The sequence below is a fragment of the Pseudomonas sp. P4_B4 genome, assembly GCF_056402255.1.
Genome location: NZ_JBFUHS010000004.1, coordinates 41,377 through 58,752, shown reverse-complemented (window position 1 = coordinate 58,752; position 17,376 = coordinate 41,377). Strand labels below are relative to the sequence as shown.

At 59.5% G+C, this 17,376-nt stretch carries 9 protein-coding genes and 1 pseudogene; 5 read left to right on the top strand and 5 right to left on the bottom strand.

Annotation, left to right across the window (positions count from 1 at the left end):
• Positions 1-274: 274 nt before the first annotated feature.
• The gene (putP, locus tag AC1DVE_RS06585) at positions 275-1,759 is read right to left on the bottom strand and encodes a sodium/proline symporter PutP (protein WP_223457733.1); all 1,485 of its coding nucleotides are present in this window, start codon (positions 1,757-1,759) and stop codon (positions 275-277) included.
• Positions 1,760-2,220: 461 nt separating this feature from the next.
• Between putP and putA the strand changes: the two genes are divergently transcribed.
• Both putA and AC1DVE_RS06575 read left to right on the top strand, forming a co-directional pair.
• Positions 2,221-6,171, top strand: coding sequence for a trifunctional transcriptional regulator/proline dehydrogenase/L-glutamate gamma-semialdehyde dehydrogenase (gene putA, locus AC1DVE_RS06580; RefSeq protein ID WP_223457731.1), 3,951 nt, complete (start codon positions 2,221-2,223; stop codon positions 6,169-6,171).
• A gap of 258 nt (positions 6,172-6,429) precedes the next feature.
• Positions 6,430-8,232 carry an acyl-CoA dehydrogenase gene (locus AC1DVE_RS06575; RefSeq protein WP_223457730.1) on the top strand — a complete coding sequence of 601 codons (1,803 nt, stop codon included), beginning with the start codon at positions 6,430-6,432 and terminating at the stop codon, positions 8,230-8,232.
• Positions 8,233-8,374: 142 nt separating this feature from the next.
• On the opposite strand, the gene AC1DVE_RS06570 is transcribed toward AC1DVE_RS06575, so the two are convergent.
• The 4 genes and pseudogenes from AC1DVE_RS06570 to AC1DVE_RS06555 all read right to left on the bottom strand — a co-directional run bounded on the left by AC1DVE_RS06570 (position 8,375) and on the right by AC1DVE_RS06555 (position 10,921).
• Positions 8,375-9,106: a methyl-accepting chemotaxis protein gene (locus AC1DVE_RS06570; protein ID WP_411741674.1), complete on the bottom strand. Its 732-nt coding sequence runs from the start codon at positions 9,104-9,106 to the stop codon at positions 8,375-8,377.
• Between the two features lie 132 nt (positions 9,107-9,238).
• Positions 9,239-10,267, bottom strand: a pseudogene (locus tag AC1DVE_RS06565) (HAMP domain-containing protein); the annotation flags it as partial.
• 145 nt (positions 10,268-10,412) lie between these two features.
• Positions 10,413-10,715 carry a cell division protein ZapA gene (locus tag AC1DVE_RS06560; protein ID WP_150754767.1) on the bottom strand — a complete coding sequence of 101 codons (303 nt, stop codon included), beginning with the start codon at positions 10,713-10,715 and terminating at the stop codon, positions 10,413-10,415.
• Positions 10,712-10,921, bottom strand: a complete 210-nt coding sequence (locus AC1DVE_RS06555) for a hypothetical protein (protein WP_095943263.1) — start codon at positions 10,919-10,921, stop codon at positions 10,712-10,714. The genes AC1DVE_RS06560 and AC1DVE_RS06555 overlap by 4 nt, the downstream gene beginning before the upstream one ends.
• Positions 10,922-11,499: 578 nt before the next feature.
• Between AC1DVE_RS06555 and AC1DVE_RS06550 the strand changes: the two genes are divergently transcribed.
• The 3 genes from AC1DVE_RS06550 (at position 11,500) to mscK (ending at position 17,371) form a co-directional block, all read left to right on the top strand.
• On the top strand, positions 11,500-11,925 hold the full coding sequence (locus tag AC1DVE_RS06550) for a hypothetical protein (protein ID WP_223457726.1): 426 nt from the start codon (positions 11,500-11,502) through the stop codon (positions 11,923-11,925).
• Between the two features lie 318 nt (positions 11,926-12,243).
• Positions 12,244-13,986, top strand: coding sequence for a potassium/proton antiporter (locus AC1DVE_RS06545; RefSeq protein WP_223457724.1), 1,743 nt, complete (start codon positions 12,244-12,246; stop codon positions 13,984-13,986).
• Between the two features lie 34 nt (positions 13,987-14,020).
• Complete coding sequence (mscK, locus tag AC1DVE_RS06540) at positions 14,021-17,371, top strand: mechanosensitive channel MscK (protein WP_223457722.1); 3,351 nt, start codon at positions 14,021-14,023, stop codon at positions 17,369-17,371.
• Positions 17,372-17,376: the final 5 nt, after the last annotated feature.

Genomic DNA, 17,376 nt, shown 5'->3' with positions numbered 1-17,376 from the left:
GTCTTGATATCCCTTTCAACTGGCGCCCCATCCCTTGGGGAAATGCGCCGTTGTATACGATGAGTTATCCCGGTTCGGAAATGAGTCGGGCTAGCGCAAAGTACGTGAGCAGAGAGGTAATTCAAGGCATCTGGGCAAATCAGGAAACCTCCTACAAGCCCTGTAGAAAAGGGTTACGAAGAGGAAATAGGAACCAAAGTGAACGCAAAAAAAACGGCTCGCACCCAAAGGCTGCGAGCCGCTCTTTCATCCGCGACGGGATGACTTCAATCGATTACTTGTTCAGACGATAATCATTCTCAGCAGCCGCAAAACGCTGGAACATGCCAGCAGTCGGCGTGCCCATTTTGCTGACGAAGTAGATCGCCAGGCTGGCGAAGATGAAACCAGGGATGATTTCGTACAGGCCCAGCAATTCGAAGTGTTTCCAGACGATCACGGTGATCGCACCGACCAGGATACCGGCCAGTGCGCCGTTGCGGGTCATGTCTTTCCAGATCACGGAGATCAGCACGACCGGACCGAATGCGGCACCGAAACCAGCCCAGGCGTAGCTCACCAGACCCAGTACACGGTTTTCCGGGTTGGCCGCCAGTGCGATAGCAATCAGAGCAATCAACAGCACCATGGCACGACCGACCCACACCAGTTCAACCTGGGAGGCGGATTTACGCAGGAAGGTCTTGTAGAAGTCTTCGGTCAGGGCGCTCGAGCACACCAGCAACTGGCAGCTCAGGGTGCTCATCACCGCAGCCAGGATGGCCGACAGCAGGATACCCGCGATCCATGGATTGAAGAGGATCTTGGCCAGCTCGATGAACACACGCTCGTGGTTCTCGGAGACTGCGCCAGCCATGTCCGGGTGCGCCGAGAAGTAGGCGATACCGAAGAAGCCGACAGCCACGGTACCGCCCAGGCACAGGATCATCCAGGTCATGGAGATGCGACGGGCCTTGGCGATCGATTTAACCGAATCGGCAGCCATGAAACGCGCCAGGATGTGCGGCTGGCCGAAGTAGCCCAGACCCCAGCCCATCAGCGAGATGATGCCGATGAAAGTGGTGCCCTTGAGCATGTCGAAGTTGCTTGGATCTTGCGCTTCGATGGCCAGGAAAGTGGTGTCGACGCCGCCAGTGGCCAGCAGCACGATAACCGGCGTCAGGATCAACGCGAAGATCATCAGGGTGGCTTGTACGGTATCGGTCCAGCTCACGGCCAGGAATCCGCCGATGAAGGTGTAGGCAATCGTCGCCGCAGCACCGGCCCACAGCGCCGTCTCGTAGGACATGCCGAAGGTGCTTTCGAACAGACGGGCACCGGCCACGATGCCAGAAGCGCAGTAGATGGTGAAGAACACCAGGATCACGACCGCAGAGATGATCCGCAGCAGACCGCTTTTGTCTTCGAAACGGCTGGCGAAGTAGTCCGGCAGGGTCAGTGCATCACCGTTGTGCTCGGTCTGTACACGCAGACGGCCGGCGACGAACAGCCAGTTCAGGTAGGCGCCGACGATCAGGCCGATGGCGATCCAGCTTTCGGAAAGGCCGGACATGTAGATCGCGCCGGGCAAACCCATCAACAACCAGCCGCTCATGTCGGAGGCACCGGCGGACAGTGCAGTCACGACGCTGCCCAGGCTACGGCCGCCCAGAATGTAGTCGGAAAGGTTGTTGGTGGAGCGATAGGCCATCAAGCCGATCAGCACCATTGCTGCGATGTAGATCACGAACGTGATCAGGGTTGGATTGCTTACGCTCATTAAGTTACGCCCTGGCTTTGTTTTTATGTAGCGGCGGCTGGTGAACCGCTCGCAAACGCATACGTTTGACAGACGATCCGGATTCCCGCGCATTTATGACTGATGTTTCCCCAGGAAAGCCATCAGCCGGAGCACCCGGATTTTGTCCGGGTTGCACCTTGGGCGCGAATGCTATTCAACAAAGCAAATAAGGTGCAACCAGTTTCTTGGGAATAAGTTGCACCTAGGCGGAAATAAACGTTAAAAATCGTTTTTTGCTCCTTTTCGGAGCAAAAACGAGTGTTAACTCTCTGAAAAAGCACCAAGCAAATGCAGCAAAGCCGTACCAGAATTTATTTCCTGACGAGCTGCGTAATATTCCGACAAAAAAAGGGTTGCACCCGGTTGCACCTCAACAGTCGCACGGCTAATCTTGCCGCCAGCTGATGCCACGCAGTCGTGGCAAACATGAGGATAAAAACATGGCTACCACCACCCTTGGGGTCAAACTTGACGACCCGACCCGCGAACGCCTCAAGGCCGCCGCGACCTCGATTGATCGCACGCCGCACTGGCTGATCAAGCAGGCAATCTTCAATTACCTGGAAAAACTCGAGGGTGGTGCAACCCTGACCGAGCTGAGCGGTTTGACCAAGGATTCCGACGACAGCGTCGACGCGCCTCTGGATCACGCCCACCAGTGCTTCCTCGAATTCGCCGAAAGCATCCTGCCGCAATCGGTACTGCGCGCATCGATCACCGCCGCTTACCGTCGCCCTGAGCCAGAAGTCGTGCCGATGCTGATCGAGCAGGCGCGCCTGCCGGCACCGATGTGCGACGCCACCAACAAACTCGCCACCTCGATTGCTGAAAAACTGCGCAACCAGAAGAGCGCCGGCGGCCGTGCCGGTATCGTTCAGGGCCTGCTGCAGGAGTTCTCCCTGTCGTCCCAGGAAGGCGTGGCGCTGATGTGCCTGGCCGAAGCGCTGCTGCGCATCCCGGACAAAGGCACCCGCGATGCGCTGATCCGCGACAAGATCAGCACCGGCAACTGGCAGCCGCACCTGGGCAACAGCCCGTCGTTGTTCGTCAACGCCGCCACCTGGGGCTTGCTGCTGACCGGCAAACTGGTGTCGACCCACAACGAAGCCGGCCTGACATCGTCCCTGAGCCGCATTATCGGCAAGAGCGGCGAGCCGATGATCCGCAAGGGCGTCGACATGGCCATGCGCCTGATGGGCGAGCAGTTCGTGACCGGCGAAACCATCGCCGAAGCCCTGGCCAACGCCAGCAAGTTCGAAACCAAGGGTTTCCGCTATTCCTACGACATGCTGGGTGAAGCCGCACTCACCGAGCACGACGCCCAGAAGTACCTGGCCTCGTACGAACAAGCCATCCACTCGATCGGCAAAGCCTCCCACGGTCGCGGGATTTATGAAGGCCCGGGCATCTCGATCAAGCTGTCCGCCCTGCACCCGCGCTACAGCCGTGCGCAGTACGAGCGCGTGATGGACGAGTTGTACCCGCGCCTGCTGTCGCTGACCCTGCTGGCCAAGCAATACGACATCGGCCTGAACATCGACGCCGAAGAAGCCGACCGCCTCGAGCTGTCGCTGGATCTGCTCGAGCGCCTGTGCTTCGAGCCGCAACTGACTGGCTGGAACGGCATCGGTTTCGTCATCCAGGCTTACCAGAAGCGTTGCCCGTATGTGATCGACTACGTGATCGACCTGGCTCGCCGCAGCCGTCATCGCCTGATGATCCGCCTGGTGAAAGGCGCGTACTGGGACAGCGAAATCAAGCGCGCCCAGGTCGAAGGCCTGGAAGGCTACCCGGTCTACACCCGCAAGGTGTACACCGACGTGTCCTACATCGCTTGCGCGCGCAAACTGCTGTCGGTGCCGGAAGTCATCTACCCGCAGTTCGCCACGCACAACGCCCACACCCTGTCGGCCATTTATCACATCGCCGGTCAGAACTATTACCCGGGTCAGTACGAGTTCCAGTGCCTGCACGGCATGGGTGAACCGCTGTACGAACAGGTTGTAGGCAAAGTTTCCGAAGGCAAGCTGAACCGTCCGTGCCGTGTGTACGCACCGGTCGGCACCCACGAAACCCTGCTGGCTTACCTGGTGCGTCGTCTGCTGGAAAACGGCGCGAACACCTCGTTCGTCAACCGCATTGCCGATCAGTCGATTTCGATCCAGGAACTGGTAGCCGATCCGGTAGCCAGCATCGAGCAGATGGCAACCGTGGAAGGTGGCTTCGGCCTGCCACACCCGCGCATTCCGCTGCCGCGTGACCTGTACGGTTCCGAGCGCGCCAACTCCAGCGGCATCGACATGGCCAACGAACATCGTTTGGCGTCCCTGTCCTGCGCCTTGCTCGCTACCGCGCACAACCACTGGAAAGCGGCGCCGATGCTCGGTTGCGCCTCCAGCAGCGAAGCGCCGGCACCGGTCTTGAACCCATCCGATCTGCGTGATGTGGTCGGCCATGTGCAGGAAGCGACCGTCGAAGACGTCGACAACGCGATCCAGTGCGCCCTCAACGCTGCGCCGATCTGGCAGGCCACCCCGCCAGCCGAGCGCGCCGCGATTCTGGAGCGTGCTGCTGATTTGATGGAAGCCGAGATCCAGCCGCTGATGGGCCTGTTGGCTCGCGAAGCCGGCAAGACCTTCGCCAACGCCATCGCCGAAGTGCGTGAAGCCGTGGACTTCCTGCGTTATTACGCGGTGCAGGCACGCAACGACTTCACCAATGACGCTCACCGTCCGCTGGGCCCAGTGGTGTGCATCAGCCCGTGGAACTTCCCGCTGGCGATCTTCAGTGGTCAAGTGGCTGCAGCATTGGCCGCCGGTAACCCGGTATTGGCCAAGCCTGCGGAACAAACTCCGCTGGTCGCGGCTCAGGCCGTACGCCTGCTGCTCGAAGCCGGCATTCCGGAGGGCGTGCTGCAACTGCTGCCGGGTCGCGGTGAAACCGTCGGTGCCGGCCTGGTGGGTGATGAGCGCGTCAAAGGCGTGATGTTCACTGGCTCCACTGAAGTCGCGCGCTTGCTGCAACGCAATATCGCCGGTCGCCTGGACAGCCAGGGTCGTCCGATCCCGCTGATCGCTGAAACCGGTGGCCAGAACGCGATGATCGTCGACTCTTCGGCACTGACCGAACAAGTCGTGATCGACGTGGTTTCGTCGGCGTTCGACAGCGCCGGTCAGCGTTGCTCGGCATTGCGTGTGCTGTGCCTACAGGAAGATTCCGCAGACCGCGTCATCGAAATGCTCAAGGGCGCCATGGCCGAAAGCCGTCTCGGCAACCCTGAGCGTCTGTCCGTGGACATCGGCCCGGTGATCGACGCCGAAGCCAAGGCCGGCATCGAGAAGCACATCCAGGCCATGCGCGACAAAGGTCGCAGCGTGTATCAGGTGGCCATCGCCGATGCCGAAGAAGTCAAACGCGGCACCTTCGTGATGCCGACGCTGATCGAACTGGAAAGCTTCGACGAGTTGCAGCGTGAGATCTTCGGCCCGGTGCTGCACGTGGTTCGCTACAAGCGCAAGGACATCGATCAACTGATCGGCCAGATCAACGCTTCCGGCTACGGCCTGACCCTGGGCGTGCACACCCGCATCGACGAGACCATCGCCAAGGTGATCGACAACGTCAACGCCGGTAACGTCTACGTCAACCGCAACATTGTGGGTGCCGTGGTCGGTGTTCAACCGTTCGGCGGCGAAGGCCTGTCGGGTACCGGCCCGAAAGCCGGCGGCCCGCTGTACCTGTACCGCCTGTTGTCGACCCGCCCTGCGGATGCGATCGAAAAATCCTTCGCTCGCGGTGATGCTGCCGCAGCACCGGACGTTCGTCTGCGCGATGCCATGAGCAAGCCGCTGACTGCCCTGAAAGCCTGGGCCGACAGCCACAAGTTCGCCGACCTGAGCACCCTGTGCGTGCAGTTCGCCGCGCAATCGCAAAGCGGCATCACCCGCGTACTGGCTGGCCCGACTGGCGAGCGCAACAGCTACGCGATCCTGCCACGGGAACACGTGCTGTGCCTGACGGAAGTCGAAGGCGACCTGCTGACTCAACTGGCGGCGGTATTGGCTGTCGGTGGTTCAGCGGTGTGGCCGGAAGCTGACATGACCAAAGCCTTGTTCGCACGCCTGCCGAAGGACATTCAGGCACGCATCAAGCTGGTTTCCGACTGGAACAAGGACGAAGTGGTGTTTGATGCAGTTGTGCATCATGGCCACTCCGACCAGTTGCGTGCGGTGTGCCAGCAGGTTGCCAAGCGTGCCGGCGCCATCGTCGGGGTTCAGGGTCTGTCGCAAGGCGAAACCAACATTGCGCTGGAACGTTTGGTGATTGAGCGTGCGTTGAGCGTTAACACTGCGGCGGCGGGTGGTAATGCCAGCCTGATGACCATCGGCTAAACCGCAACAAATCAGGCGCCCGTAATGGGCGCCTGAAATACAAAAACCCTGTGGGAGCGGGCTTGCTCGCGAAGGCGGTGTGTCATTCAACATAGATGTTGAATGTGCCGGCCTCTTCGCGAGCAAGCCCGCTCCCACATTTGTTTTGTGGTGCCTGCTAAGTCGCTGCTCTGCCCCACCATCACGCTCATCAATCATGCTATTCAGCATAAATTCACAAGACTAGACTCGGCCCATTCCAACAAAAGGTAGGCCGCCATGTCCGAGACGTTGCTCAGCTCCCGTAATCTGGCTTTCGAGCTGTATGAAGTCCTTGATGCCGAGGGCCTGACCCAGCGTGAGCGTTTCGCCGAGCACAACCGCGAAACCTTCGATGCGGCCATTGGCACCGCCCGCAGCATCGCCGAGAAGTTCTTCGCCCCGCACAATCGCAAGGGCGACGAGAACGAGCCGCGCTACGAGAACGGCCAGGCGATTCTGATTCCGGAAGTGAAACCGGCGGTGGATGCCTTCCTCGAAGCCGGCTTCCTCAACGCCGCGCGCAGTTTCGACGCTGGCGGCATGCAGCTTCCTACGCTGCTGTCCCAGGCCTGCTTCGCGCACTTTCAATCGGCTAACGCGGCTTCGACGTCGTATCCGTTCCTGACCATGGGCGCGGCGAACCTGATCGAAAGCTTCGGCACCGATGAGCAGAAGCGCCGCTTCCTGCAGCCGATGATCGATGGCCGTTTCTTCGGCACCATGGCCCTGACCGAACCCCACGCGGGCTCATCGCTGTCGGATATTCGTACCCGCGCGGAACCTGCGTCCGACGGCACCTATCGCCTCAAGGGCAACAAGATCTTCATTTCCGGTGGCGATCACTCGCTGTCGGAAAACATCGTGCATATGGTGCTGGCCAAGCTGCCGGATGCGCCGGCCGGGGTGAAGGGCATTTCGCTGTTCATCGTGCCCAAGTTCCTGGTCAACGACGACGGCAGTCTCGGCAAGCGCAACGACGTGTTGCTGGCCGGGCTGTTCCACAAGATGGGCTGGCGTGGCACCACGTCCACCGCGCTGAACTTCGGCGATAACGGCGAGTGCGTCGGCTATCTGGTGGGCAAGCCGCACCATGGCTTGAGCTACATGTTCCAGATGATGAACGAAGCACGGATCGGCGTCGGCATGGGTGCGGTGATGCTTGGTTACGCGGGCTATCTGTATTCGCTGGAATACGCCCGCGAGCGTCCGCAGGGCCGCGTGCCGGACAGCAAGGACCCGAACACCGCGCCGGTGGCGATCATTCAGCACGCTGACGTGAAACGCATGCTGTTGACGCAAAAGGCTTACGTCGAAGGCTCGTTCGACCTCGGCCTGTACGCGGCGCGGCTATTCGATGACACAACGACGCTTGCGACCGAAGCCGAGCGCAAGCAGGCCCATGAATTGCTGGACCTGCTGACGCCGATCGTCAAATCCTGGCCGTCGGAGTTCTGCCTGAAGGCCAACGAACTGGCGATCCAGATCCTCGGCGGCCACGGCTACACCCGCGAATACCCGGTGGAGCAGTACTACCGCGACAACCGCCTGAACCCGATCCACGAAGGCACCCACGGCATTCAGTCGCTGGACCTGCTGGGCCGCAAACTGGCACAGAACGGTGGCGCGGGGCTCAAGCAGCTGATTCGTCTGATCGCTGCCACTGGAGAGCGAGCACAGGCGTTTGATTCATTGACACCGCTGCGTGAATCGCTGGAAAAACTGGTGGCGCGCCTGCAAACCGTGACCATCGGCCTGCTGACTGATCTGGCACAAGGCAAGGTCAACAGCAGCCTGGCGAATTCGGCGCTGTACCTGAAGGTGTTCGGGCACACGGTGATTGGCTGGCGCTGGCTGGAACAGGCGATTCGCGCCGAGGAAGGCCTGGCCAAGGGCGATGCGGCGGATGTGAGCTTCTATAAAGGCAAGCTACAGGCGGCGCGCTACTTCCTGACCTGGGAAGTGCCGGGTTGCCACCATGAGCTGGCGATTCTTGAAGCTCGGGATGATGTTTGCCTGGGGATGCAGGATGAGTGGTTCTGATCCCGGATCTATGGTGTAGCTGAAATCCAATCGCGAGCAGGCTCGCTCCTACAGGTATCTCTGTTGATCACAAATCCTGTGTTCAACACCCAAACCCTGTGGGAGCGAGCCTGCTCGCGATGGCGTCAGCACTACCAACACATCACTTCAGCTTGAACCCACCCATCTGCCGCGCCAGATCATCCGCCAACCGCTGCAACGTCTGACAATCATCCCGACAGGCTCTGACCTCCCCCGCCGTCGCCCGGGCCAGATCGGAAATCCCCTGCACGTTGCGATTGATTTCTTCAGTCACCGCCGATTGCTCTTCCGTCGCCGCCGCCACCTGATGGTTCATGTCGCTGATGCGTTCCACTTGCCCAGTAATCGCGGTCAACGAGGCGCCGGTACGCTGGCTCGACTCGACACCCGTGCCCGTCGCGGCTTGCCCGGAATGCATCGACGACACCGCGTTTTCCGCACCTTGCTTGAGGCTGCCGATCATCTGCTGGATTTCATCGGTGGACGACTGCGTACGCCGCGCCAGGGTGCGCACTTCATCGGCAACCACGGCAAACCCACGCCCCATATCCCCGGCCCGCGCCGCTTCGATGGCAGCGTTGAGCGCCAGCAGGTTGGTCTGCTCGGAAATCCCGCGGATCACCGCCAGCACCTGGTCGATCGACGCCACCTGATGCGCCAATTCACCCACAGCGCTGGCGGCGACACCGATTTCGTCGGACATGCTTTCAATATGCCGGATCGAGCCACCCACCACTTCCCGTGCCTGCATCGCCTCATCCCGAGCCGTTTGCGACGCGACCGCCGCATTGCCGGCATTTTGGGCGATTTCCTGAACGGTCAGGCCCATTTCGTGAACCGCAGTTGCGACCATGTCGGTCATTTCCTGTTGGCGACCGGAGCGTTCAGCGGTGTTATCCACGACCCGTGCAACCTGACCGACAGCGGTGCGCAGTCGCTCGCTGGTGGTCAGTACTTCGCCGATCATGTCGCGCTGGCTATCCAGGAACCGATTGAAACCGCGAGCCAGATCGCCCAGCTCATCGGCGCGACTGGAATCTAACCGGCGGGTCAAATCGCCACCACCGCTACCAATGGCAACCAGTGCCGCTGTTACCTGACGAATCGGTCGTACCAACCCACGGGCCAGCAACACCACCAGCAGCAAGCACACAATCGCCACCGCCAGGCCGATGCCACTGCTCATCCACATGGCGCGGCGGGCTTCGGCGTAGATCTGCGATTGCGGCACTTCGGCCACCAGGGTCCAGCCGAGATCACGCAATGGCAGGCTTAACGCGAGGAAGTCTTCACCGTCACGCTGGAAGCCGCTGCTGGTGGCAGCTTTTTGACTCATCACCGATTGTGCCGCCGTAGCACCAATCTGCTCGGTCAAAGTGCGTTTGCCGCTGAATTGCGCCTCGGGATGCACCTGGATCAAACCGTCGGAACGCACGAGATAGACCTTGCCGCGCTCTCCGAAGCTGAAGTTGTGGATCAGCTCCGAGAGCTCGTTCATGCTCAAGCCAAGCCCGGCAACGCCCACGACTTTACCGGCCTGCTCGACTTTGAAGTCGATGAAAAGCGCCAATTCTCCGGTGGCTGTGTCGTTATCGATGTTGAGAGTGCGCGGCTGGTTGCTGTCGAGGAACGAGTAGAACCAGGCGTCTTTCGGATTGGAACGACTGAGGGTCCGGTCCAGGCCTTTTTCGGTGAAGTAATGATTGGACGCGGTGCCGACAATAATCGCGGTAAAGGCTTTGTGCTCGGCGCGAACACCTTCGAGATAGGTAGTGAACGTGCCAGCCTGGGCACGGTCTTCCCCCCCGGCCAGCCAGTCGCGCACCATGCTGTTGCTGGCGATGTCCTTGGCGGCGGTGAGCGGTTGGACAAGGATGCGTTCGATGTCGTTGCGCATCGCTTCGATGCTCGACGGCAAGGCTTGCTCGACCAGATAGCTCTGGGCGAGGCGGTTAACCACCAGGGTATAGATGCCCACCACGATCAGAATACTGACCAGCAAGGCGCTGCCCATACTCAGGATCAATTGCCATTGAATACTGCGTCGCCAGAACTGCATGGAGCACCCCCAAAGAATAAGAGGCTGAAACACTGCAACAGCCGTGCCGATTGTATACAAACAAACCGACAATCTATTCTTTGGTTGTGCGCAAAGCCGATCAGGCCTGATTGATCGTCTTGGAGATCACTTCAACCGTGGCGCTGACTTGCTCTTGGTAACGGTCGAGTTCGAGCTTGTGCTGCTTTTGCATTTCGATCTGCTGGGAGCACAGATTCATCGCCGCCAGCACCAGCAGTCGGTCACCGATCAGCGTCGGGTACTTCCTCTTGGTTTCGGCCAGGGCTGCCTTCAACATCATCGCAGCGTCCAGCAGGGTCTGCTCTTCCCCGACCGGTGCCTTGATCGAATAGTCCTCCCCCAGGATCGAGACGACTTTTACCCCTGCGGCGTTGTAACTCATGCGCTGACAGGACCTGCGCTGACGCGCTCAACCAGGGCCTGGATGCGAGCCGCCGTGGCGCCTTGCTTCTCTTCGTGTTCCATCAGGCTCAGTTGCAGGCTTTCGTTTTCATCTTTGGCCTGGGCCAGTTCCGCGGTCAGGTTCTGGTTCTGTTGCACCAGGTCGCTGACCAGTTGTTCCAATTGGCTTAGGGATGCTTCCAACATTTTGATTTTCCGGGCTTTTTCAAAGGGCGCGTACGATAAAGAAAAGTCACCCTGGATGCCAGGGTTATACAGGCGCAAAGCCTTGATTTTGCTGACGAGTGACCTTTCTCGCGAACTGTAGAGACTGTATTTGCCCGATCTGGTTCCTGCACTTCGTCGCCGTGGCGTTTGTGCGACACCCCTGCTGCGGATTTCCGCCTCCCTCCATTTGGCCTCTCTGACCCGGCAGAACAATGAAATCGAACGGGACGCCACGGCGGACAACGAAATCAATAAATATACCCACACCCTCATTTCACCCTATCCAACTTACCTCTATTCGACGTCACAACGCCAATTCAATATAAAGAAAATAGCACACTGAAGAACTCTGCACTTCAGACAAGCCCCGACAAACTTAAATAAGTATTCAAACCACCCACCAACACAATAAAACAACCAAGAAACACCTCGAATAAAACCCGCGCTCGCAATGACAATTAAGACTATGGAATAATTTATTCACCGCCGAATAGCGGATCAAACTAAAAACTCATCAAAAAAACTTTATTTACATACCCAACGAGAGTTGACTCATCATGATAGACAATCAAAAAAACTTCACCCCTCCTACTTCAGTAACTGCAGACCCCGCTCCACAGCACACTGCTACCGCAACAAGCCCTGGCATTACCTTGACATCAAACGATAGAGGCGGCGTCACCTATGGCATCGTCGAATTTCTCGAGGTGTCCAGAAAACCTCAATACATCTCTAACTTCGAAACTGGTAAAGACCGCATCGACATGTCAATAGCCCTAAAAAATGCCGGAGTGAGCTCATTGAATTTTAATCTTTCGGACATCTCTGATTTCAAGAACCCAGGCGATGCATTTCTGGATTACTTACCTCACAACAACCAGAGCAATATTCTCGTAAAAGTTGAAAGCGCTAAATCAATGATGGTCATTTCGGTGACAGGCCTCGTACGCCTGGGAGATATCGTCGATTCTGGATGGTCCTGACACATCGTAGTAAACAATCTGCCAGCACTTATCAAAAGCGGACTCAAAGATCTAACAAGACAGTCGCCTCATCCTTGAAAGCCTATTGACCTTTGCCAATTAAAAATCCAACTCAATTTAAGTCCGGGGCGGAAAACCAATGCCCCGCTCGAATGGATCTTTCATCGACGCAACAGTAAGCCAATCATAGAGACAGCACCTGGGCAGGCGCCCTCAAAACCTTTTTTGACAGCGACGCAATTCAACAGGTTAGAATCGCTGGCACGCAGACTGCATGGTCAGTTTGCGCCCGCCTTTCAGCTTTCTGGAGTACTGCCTTTGAATGCGACGACCATCAACAGCCTGTTCTTGATCGGCGCGTTGCTGGTAGGTGCGAGTATTCTGGTGAGCTCACTTTCGTCCCGCCTCGGTATCCCGATTCTGGTGATCATCCTGGCCGTCGGTATGGCGGCCGGTGTCGATGGCGCTGGCATTATTTTCGATAATTACCCCACGGCTTATCTGGTCGGCAACCTCGCGCTGGCGGTGATCCTGCTCGACGGCGGCTTGCGCACCCGGGTGTCGAGTTTCCGCGTGGCGTTATGGCCGGCGTTGTCCCTGGCCACGGTCGGGGTACTGATTACCACCGGGCTGACCGGCATGGCGGCCGCGTGGCTGTTCAACCTGAACCTGATTCAGGGCCTGCTGATCGGCGCCATCGTCGGCTCCACCGACGCCGCGGCGGTGTTCTCGCTATTGGGCGGCAAAGGCCTGAACGAACGGGTAACCGCCAGCCTTGAAATCGAATCCGGCAGCAACGACCCGATGGCGGTGTTCCTCACCGTCACCCTGATCGACATGCTCGCCAGCGGCCAGACCGGTCTGCACTGGAGCCTGTTGACCCATCTGCTGCGCGAGTTCGGTATCGGTGGCGTCATTGGCTTGGGCGGTGGCTGGCTCATGCTGCAACTGGTCAATCGCATCAACCTGGCCACCGGCCTGTATCCGATCCTGGTGATTGCCGGTGGCCTGGTGGTATTTGCCCTGACCAACGCCCTGCACGGCAGCGGCTTCCTGGCGGTATACATCTGCGGCCTGGTGATCGGCAACCGCCCGGTGCGCAGCCGTCACGGCATTCTGCACATGCTCGACGGCATGGCGTGGTTGGCGCAGATCGGCATGTTCCTGGTGCTGGGCCTACTGGTCACACCCCACGACTTGCTGCCGATTGCCCTGCCGGCACTGGCACTGGCACTCTGGATGATTCTGTTTGCCCGGCCACTGTCGGTGATGGTTGGCCTGCTGCCGTTCAAAGCGTTCCATGGTCGCGAGAAAGCGTTCATTTCCTGGGTCGGCCTGCGCGGCGCGGTCCCGATCATTCTCGCGGTGTTCCCGCTGATGGCCGGCCTGCCCAACGCCCAGCTGTACTTCAACCTCGCCTTCTTTATCGTGCTGGTGTCGCTGCTGGTTCAGGGTACGAGCCTGCCGTGGGTCGCCAAGCTGCTGAAGGTGACGGTGCCCCCGGAGCCTGCCCCCATCTCCCGCTCGGCCCTGGAAGTGCACGTCACCAGCGAGTGGGAGCTGTTCGTCTATCGCCTCGGCGCGGAAAAATGGTGCATCGGCTCGCCCCTGCGCGAGCTGAAAATGCCCGAGGGCACTCGTATCGCCGCCCTCTTTCGCGGTCAACAATTGCTCCATCCGTCGGGTAGTACGGTGCTGGAAGTCGATGATTTGCTGTGTGTTATCGGCCATGAACACAACCTGCCGGCCCTCGGAAAACTCTTCAGCCAGGCGCCACAACGGGGCCTCGATCTACGCTTCTTCGGCGACTTCGTACTCGAAGGAGACGCCCAGCTGGCCGCGGTTGCGGCCCTCTATGGCCTGAAGGTCGAAGGAATCGATCCGGACATGTCCCTGGGCCACTTCATTGCCCAGAAGGTCGGCGGCGCGCCGGTGGTAGGCGACCAGGTGGAATGGAACAACACCATTTGGACCGTGGCAGTCATGGACGGGAACAAGATCGGCAAAGTGGGCGTCAGATTCCCCGAAGGAAGTCGCCCGGGTCCCGGACTCTTCCTCTAAACTGCTTCCACTATCACTTGCTTGACCGGTCTTTATGCCTAACCTGCGCTCCATTTTCGCCATCGCCCTATTGGGCTTGAGTCTCTCTGTCAGTACTTTGCAAGCGGCCGAACCGCCTTCCAGCGAAGCCGTGCAGGCGAGCCTGGACAAGATCGCCGACCGCAAACTGCCGGAAGCCGATCAGAAGGCCCTGCAAACCGTTCTGCAAAGCACGCTGAACCAGCTCAACAACAAGCGTGACTACGAGCAGAAACTGGCCGCACTCAAACAGCAATTGAACAGTGCGCCCAAACAGACGATCGAGAACCAGCGTGAACTGACCCGCCTCAAGGCCAGTACCGTGGCGCCGGTGGCGCAGCGTTTCGCCAAAGAACCGATCCAGCAGCTTGAACAGTTGCTCACCGAGCGCTCCACCCAGCAAAGCGACCTGCAAAAGGCCCTGGCCGATGCCAACAGCCTGATCATCACCGCCCAGACCCGCCCCGAGCGTGCCCAGGCGGAGATTTCCAGCAGCCAGACGCGCATCCAGCAGATCAACACCATCCTCAAGAACGGCAAGGACGCCGGCAAGACCTTGAGCGCCGAGCAACGCGACCAGCTCAATGCCGAGCTTGCAGCGCTGAACGCCCTGATCCCGCTGCGGCGCCAGGAACTGGCCGGCAATACCCAATTGCAAGACCTCGGCAACAGCCAGCATGACCTGTTATCGGAGCGATCCGACCGCCTGGATCAGGAAATCCAGGAACTACAGACCCTGATCAACCAGAAGCGTCTGGCTCTGTCCCAGGAAACGGTCACCCAGCAATCCATCGAAGCGCAGAAGGCCGGCGGCAGCAGCCTGCTGGCCACCGAAAGCGCTACCAACCTGAAGCTCTCGGACTACCTGCTCAAAAGCACCGACCGCCTGAACGAAGTCACCCAGCAGAACCTGCAGACCAAGCAACAGCTGGACAGCCTGACCCAGAGCGATGCGGCCCTGGACGAGCAAATCAACGTGCTCAAAGGCAGCCTGCTGCTCTCGAAGATTCTCTACAAACAGAAACAGGCGTTGCCGCGCCTGCGGCTCGACCGCAACCTCGCCGATCAGATCGCCGACATTCGCCTGTATCAGTTCGAAGTCAGCCAGCAACGGGAATTGCTGAGCAATCCGGCCACCTACGTCGAAAACCTGCTGTCGACCCAACCCCCCGAGCAAGTCACGGCGCAGCTGCGCAAAAGCCTGATGGAACTGGCCACCACCCGCGCCGACCTGCTGGAGCGACTGAACCGCGAACTGAGCGCGGTACTCAATGAATCCATCACCCTGCAACTGAACCAGAAGCAATTGCTCAGCACCGCGCAAAGCCTGCGGGCGACGCTTGATGAACAGATGTTCTGGATTCCCAGCAACAAGCCGCTGGAGTTGGAGTGGATCCGCAGTGTGCCGGATCGCCTCCAGCGTCAACTCGATTCACTACCGGTACTTTCAAGCCTGAGCGAACTGACCGACGGCCTGACCCAGCGCCCGCTGCTGTTCCTGCCGCTGGCGTTTTTGATCGGCGCTCTGCTGTGGCGCCGCAAGAATCTGTACGCGCGACTGAACAAGGTTCACCAGGACATCGGTCACTTCAAACGCGATAGCCAGTGGCACACGCCGCAGGCGATTCTGATCAATATTCTGCTGGCGATGCCGGTTTCCCTGGGCCTCGCCTTGTGCGGGCTGGCCCTGCGAATCGACGCCCGTGGGCAGAACGCCAATATGGGCGCGGCGCTGCTGCAAATGGCCGGCGCCTGGCTGGTGTTCTACACCGCCTACCGAATCCTCGCGCCGGGTGGTGTGGCAGAACTGCATTTCCGCTGGGAAAAGCCCCAGGTGGAGTTCCTGCGTAGATGGATCCGCCGCCTCGGCATCGTGGTCATGGCACTGGTGACCGTCGTCGCCGTTGCCGAACTGCAACCGGCGGCGCTGGCCGATGACGTGATCGGCATGCCGGTGGTGCTCATCTGCTACGCCTTGATGACTTTGCTGCTCAGCCGTTTGCTCATCAGCAGCCCGACCCACGAAAACGCCTCGCTGTTCCGCAAACTGGTGGGGATCCTGTTCACCGCCCTGCCCGTCGCGTTGTTCGTGGCGGTGTGCTTCGGCTACTACTACACCGCACTGAAGCTCAGCGACCGCTTGATCAACACCCTGTACCTGCTGATGTTCTGGCTGGTGATCGAAGCCACTTTCGTGCGCGGCCTCAGCGTGGCGGCCAGGCGTCTGGCCTACCAGCGCGCCCGGGCCAAACGACTGGCCGCCAAGGAGGCCGGCGATGGCGAAGCCGTGATCGAAGAGCCGACCATGGACATCGAGAAGGTCAACGAACAGTCCCTGCGCCTGATCCGTCTGGCGCTGCTCGGCGGCTTCATGGCGGCACTGTATTGGGTCTGGGCCGACCTGATCACGGTGTTCTCGTACTTGGACAACGTCACCCTCTACGAATACACCAGCGGTACCGGCGCCAACATGAGCATGGTGCCGATCAGCATTGGCGACATGCTCGGAGCGCTGATCATCGTCGGTATCACCTTCGCCCTGGCGCGCAACCTGCCGGGGCTGCTGGAAGTGTTCGTGCTATCCAAGCTCAACCTGGCCCAGGGCAGCGCCTACGCGACCACCACGTTGCTGTCGTATGTGATCGCCGGCGTCGGTTTCGTCTCGACGCTGTCTACCCTCGGCGTGAGCTGGGACAAGTTGCAATGGCTGGTGGCGGCGCTGTCGGTCGGCCTTGGTTTCGGCATGCAGGAAATCTTCGCCAACTTCATTTCCGGCATCATGATCCTGTTCGAACGTCCGGTGCGGATCGGTGACACCATCACCATCGGCAACCTGTCGGGCACCGTGAGCAAGATTCGTATCCGTGCCACGACCATCACCGACTTCGACCGCAAGGACATCATCGTCCCGAACAAGACGTTCATCACCGGGCAACTGATCAACTGGTCGCTGACCGACACCATCACCCGGGTGACCCTCAAGCTCGGTGTCGACTACGGCTCGGACCTGGACCTGGTGAAAGAGCTGCTGCTCAAGGCCGCACGCGACAACCCGCGCGTACTGAAAGACCCGGAACCGCACGTGTACTTCCTGAATTTCGGCGAAAGCACCCTCGACCACGAGTTGCGCATGCACGTGCGCGACCTCGGCGACCGCAACCCGGTGCTCGACGAGGTCAACCGCTTCATCAACCGCGAGTTCAAGAAGCAGCACATCAACATCTCGTTCCGGCAGATGGAGGTCTACCTCAAGAACCTGCACGGCCAGGAATACAAGATGGTGCCGATCGAGCCGGAAGCGAAGACCATCGTGCCGTTGGTCGACGGCAAGCCACCGAAAGAGCCGCCCGCCGCCGAACTCGACTAACCAGC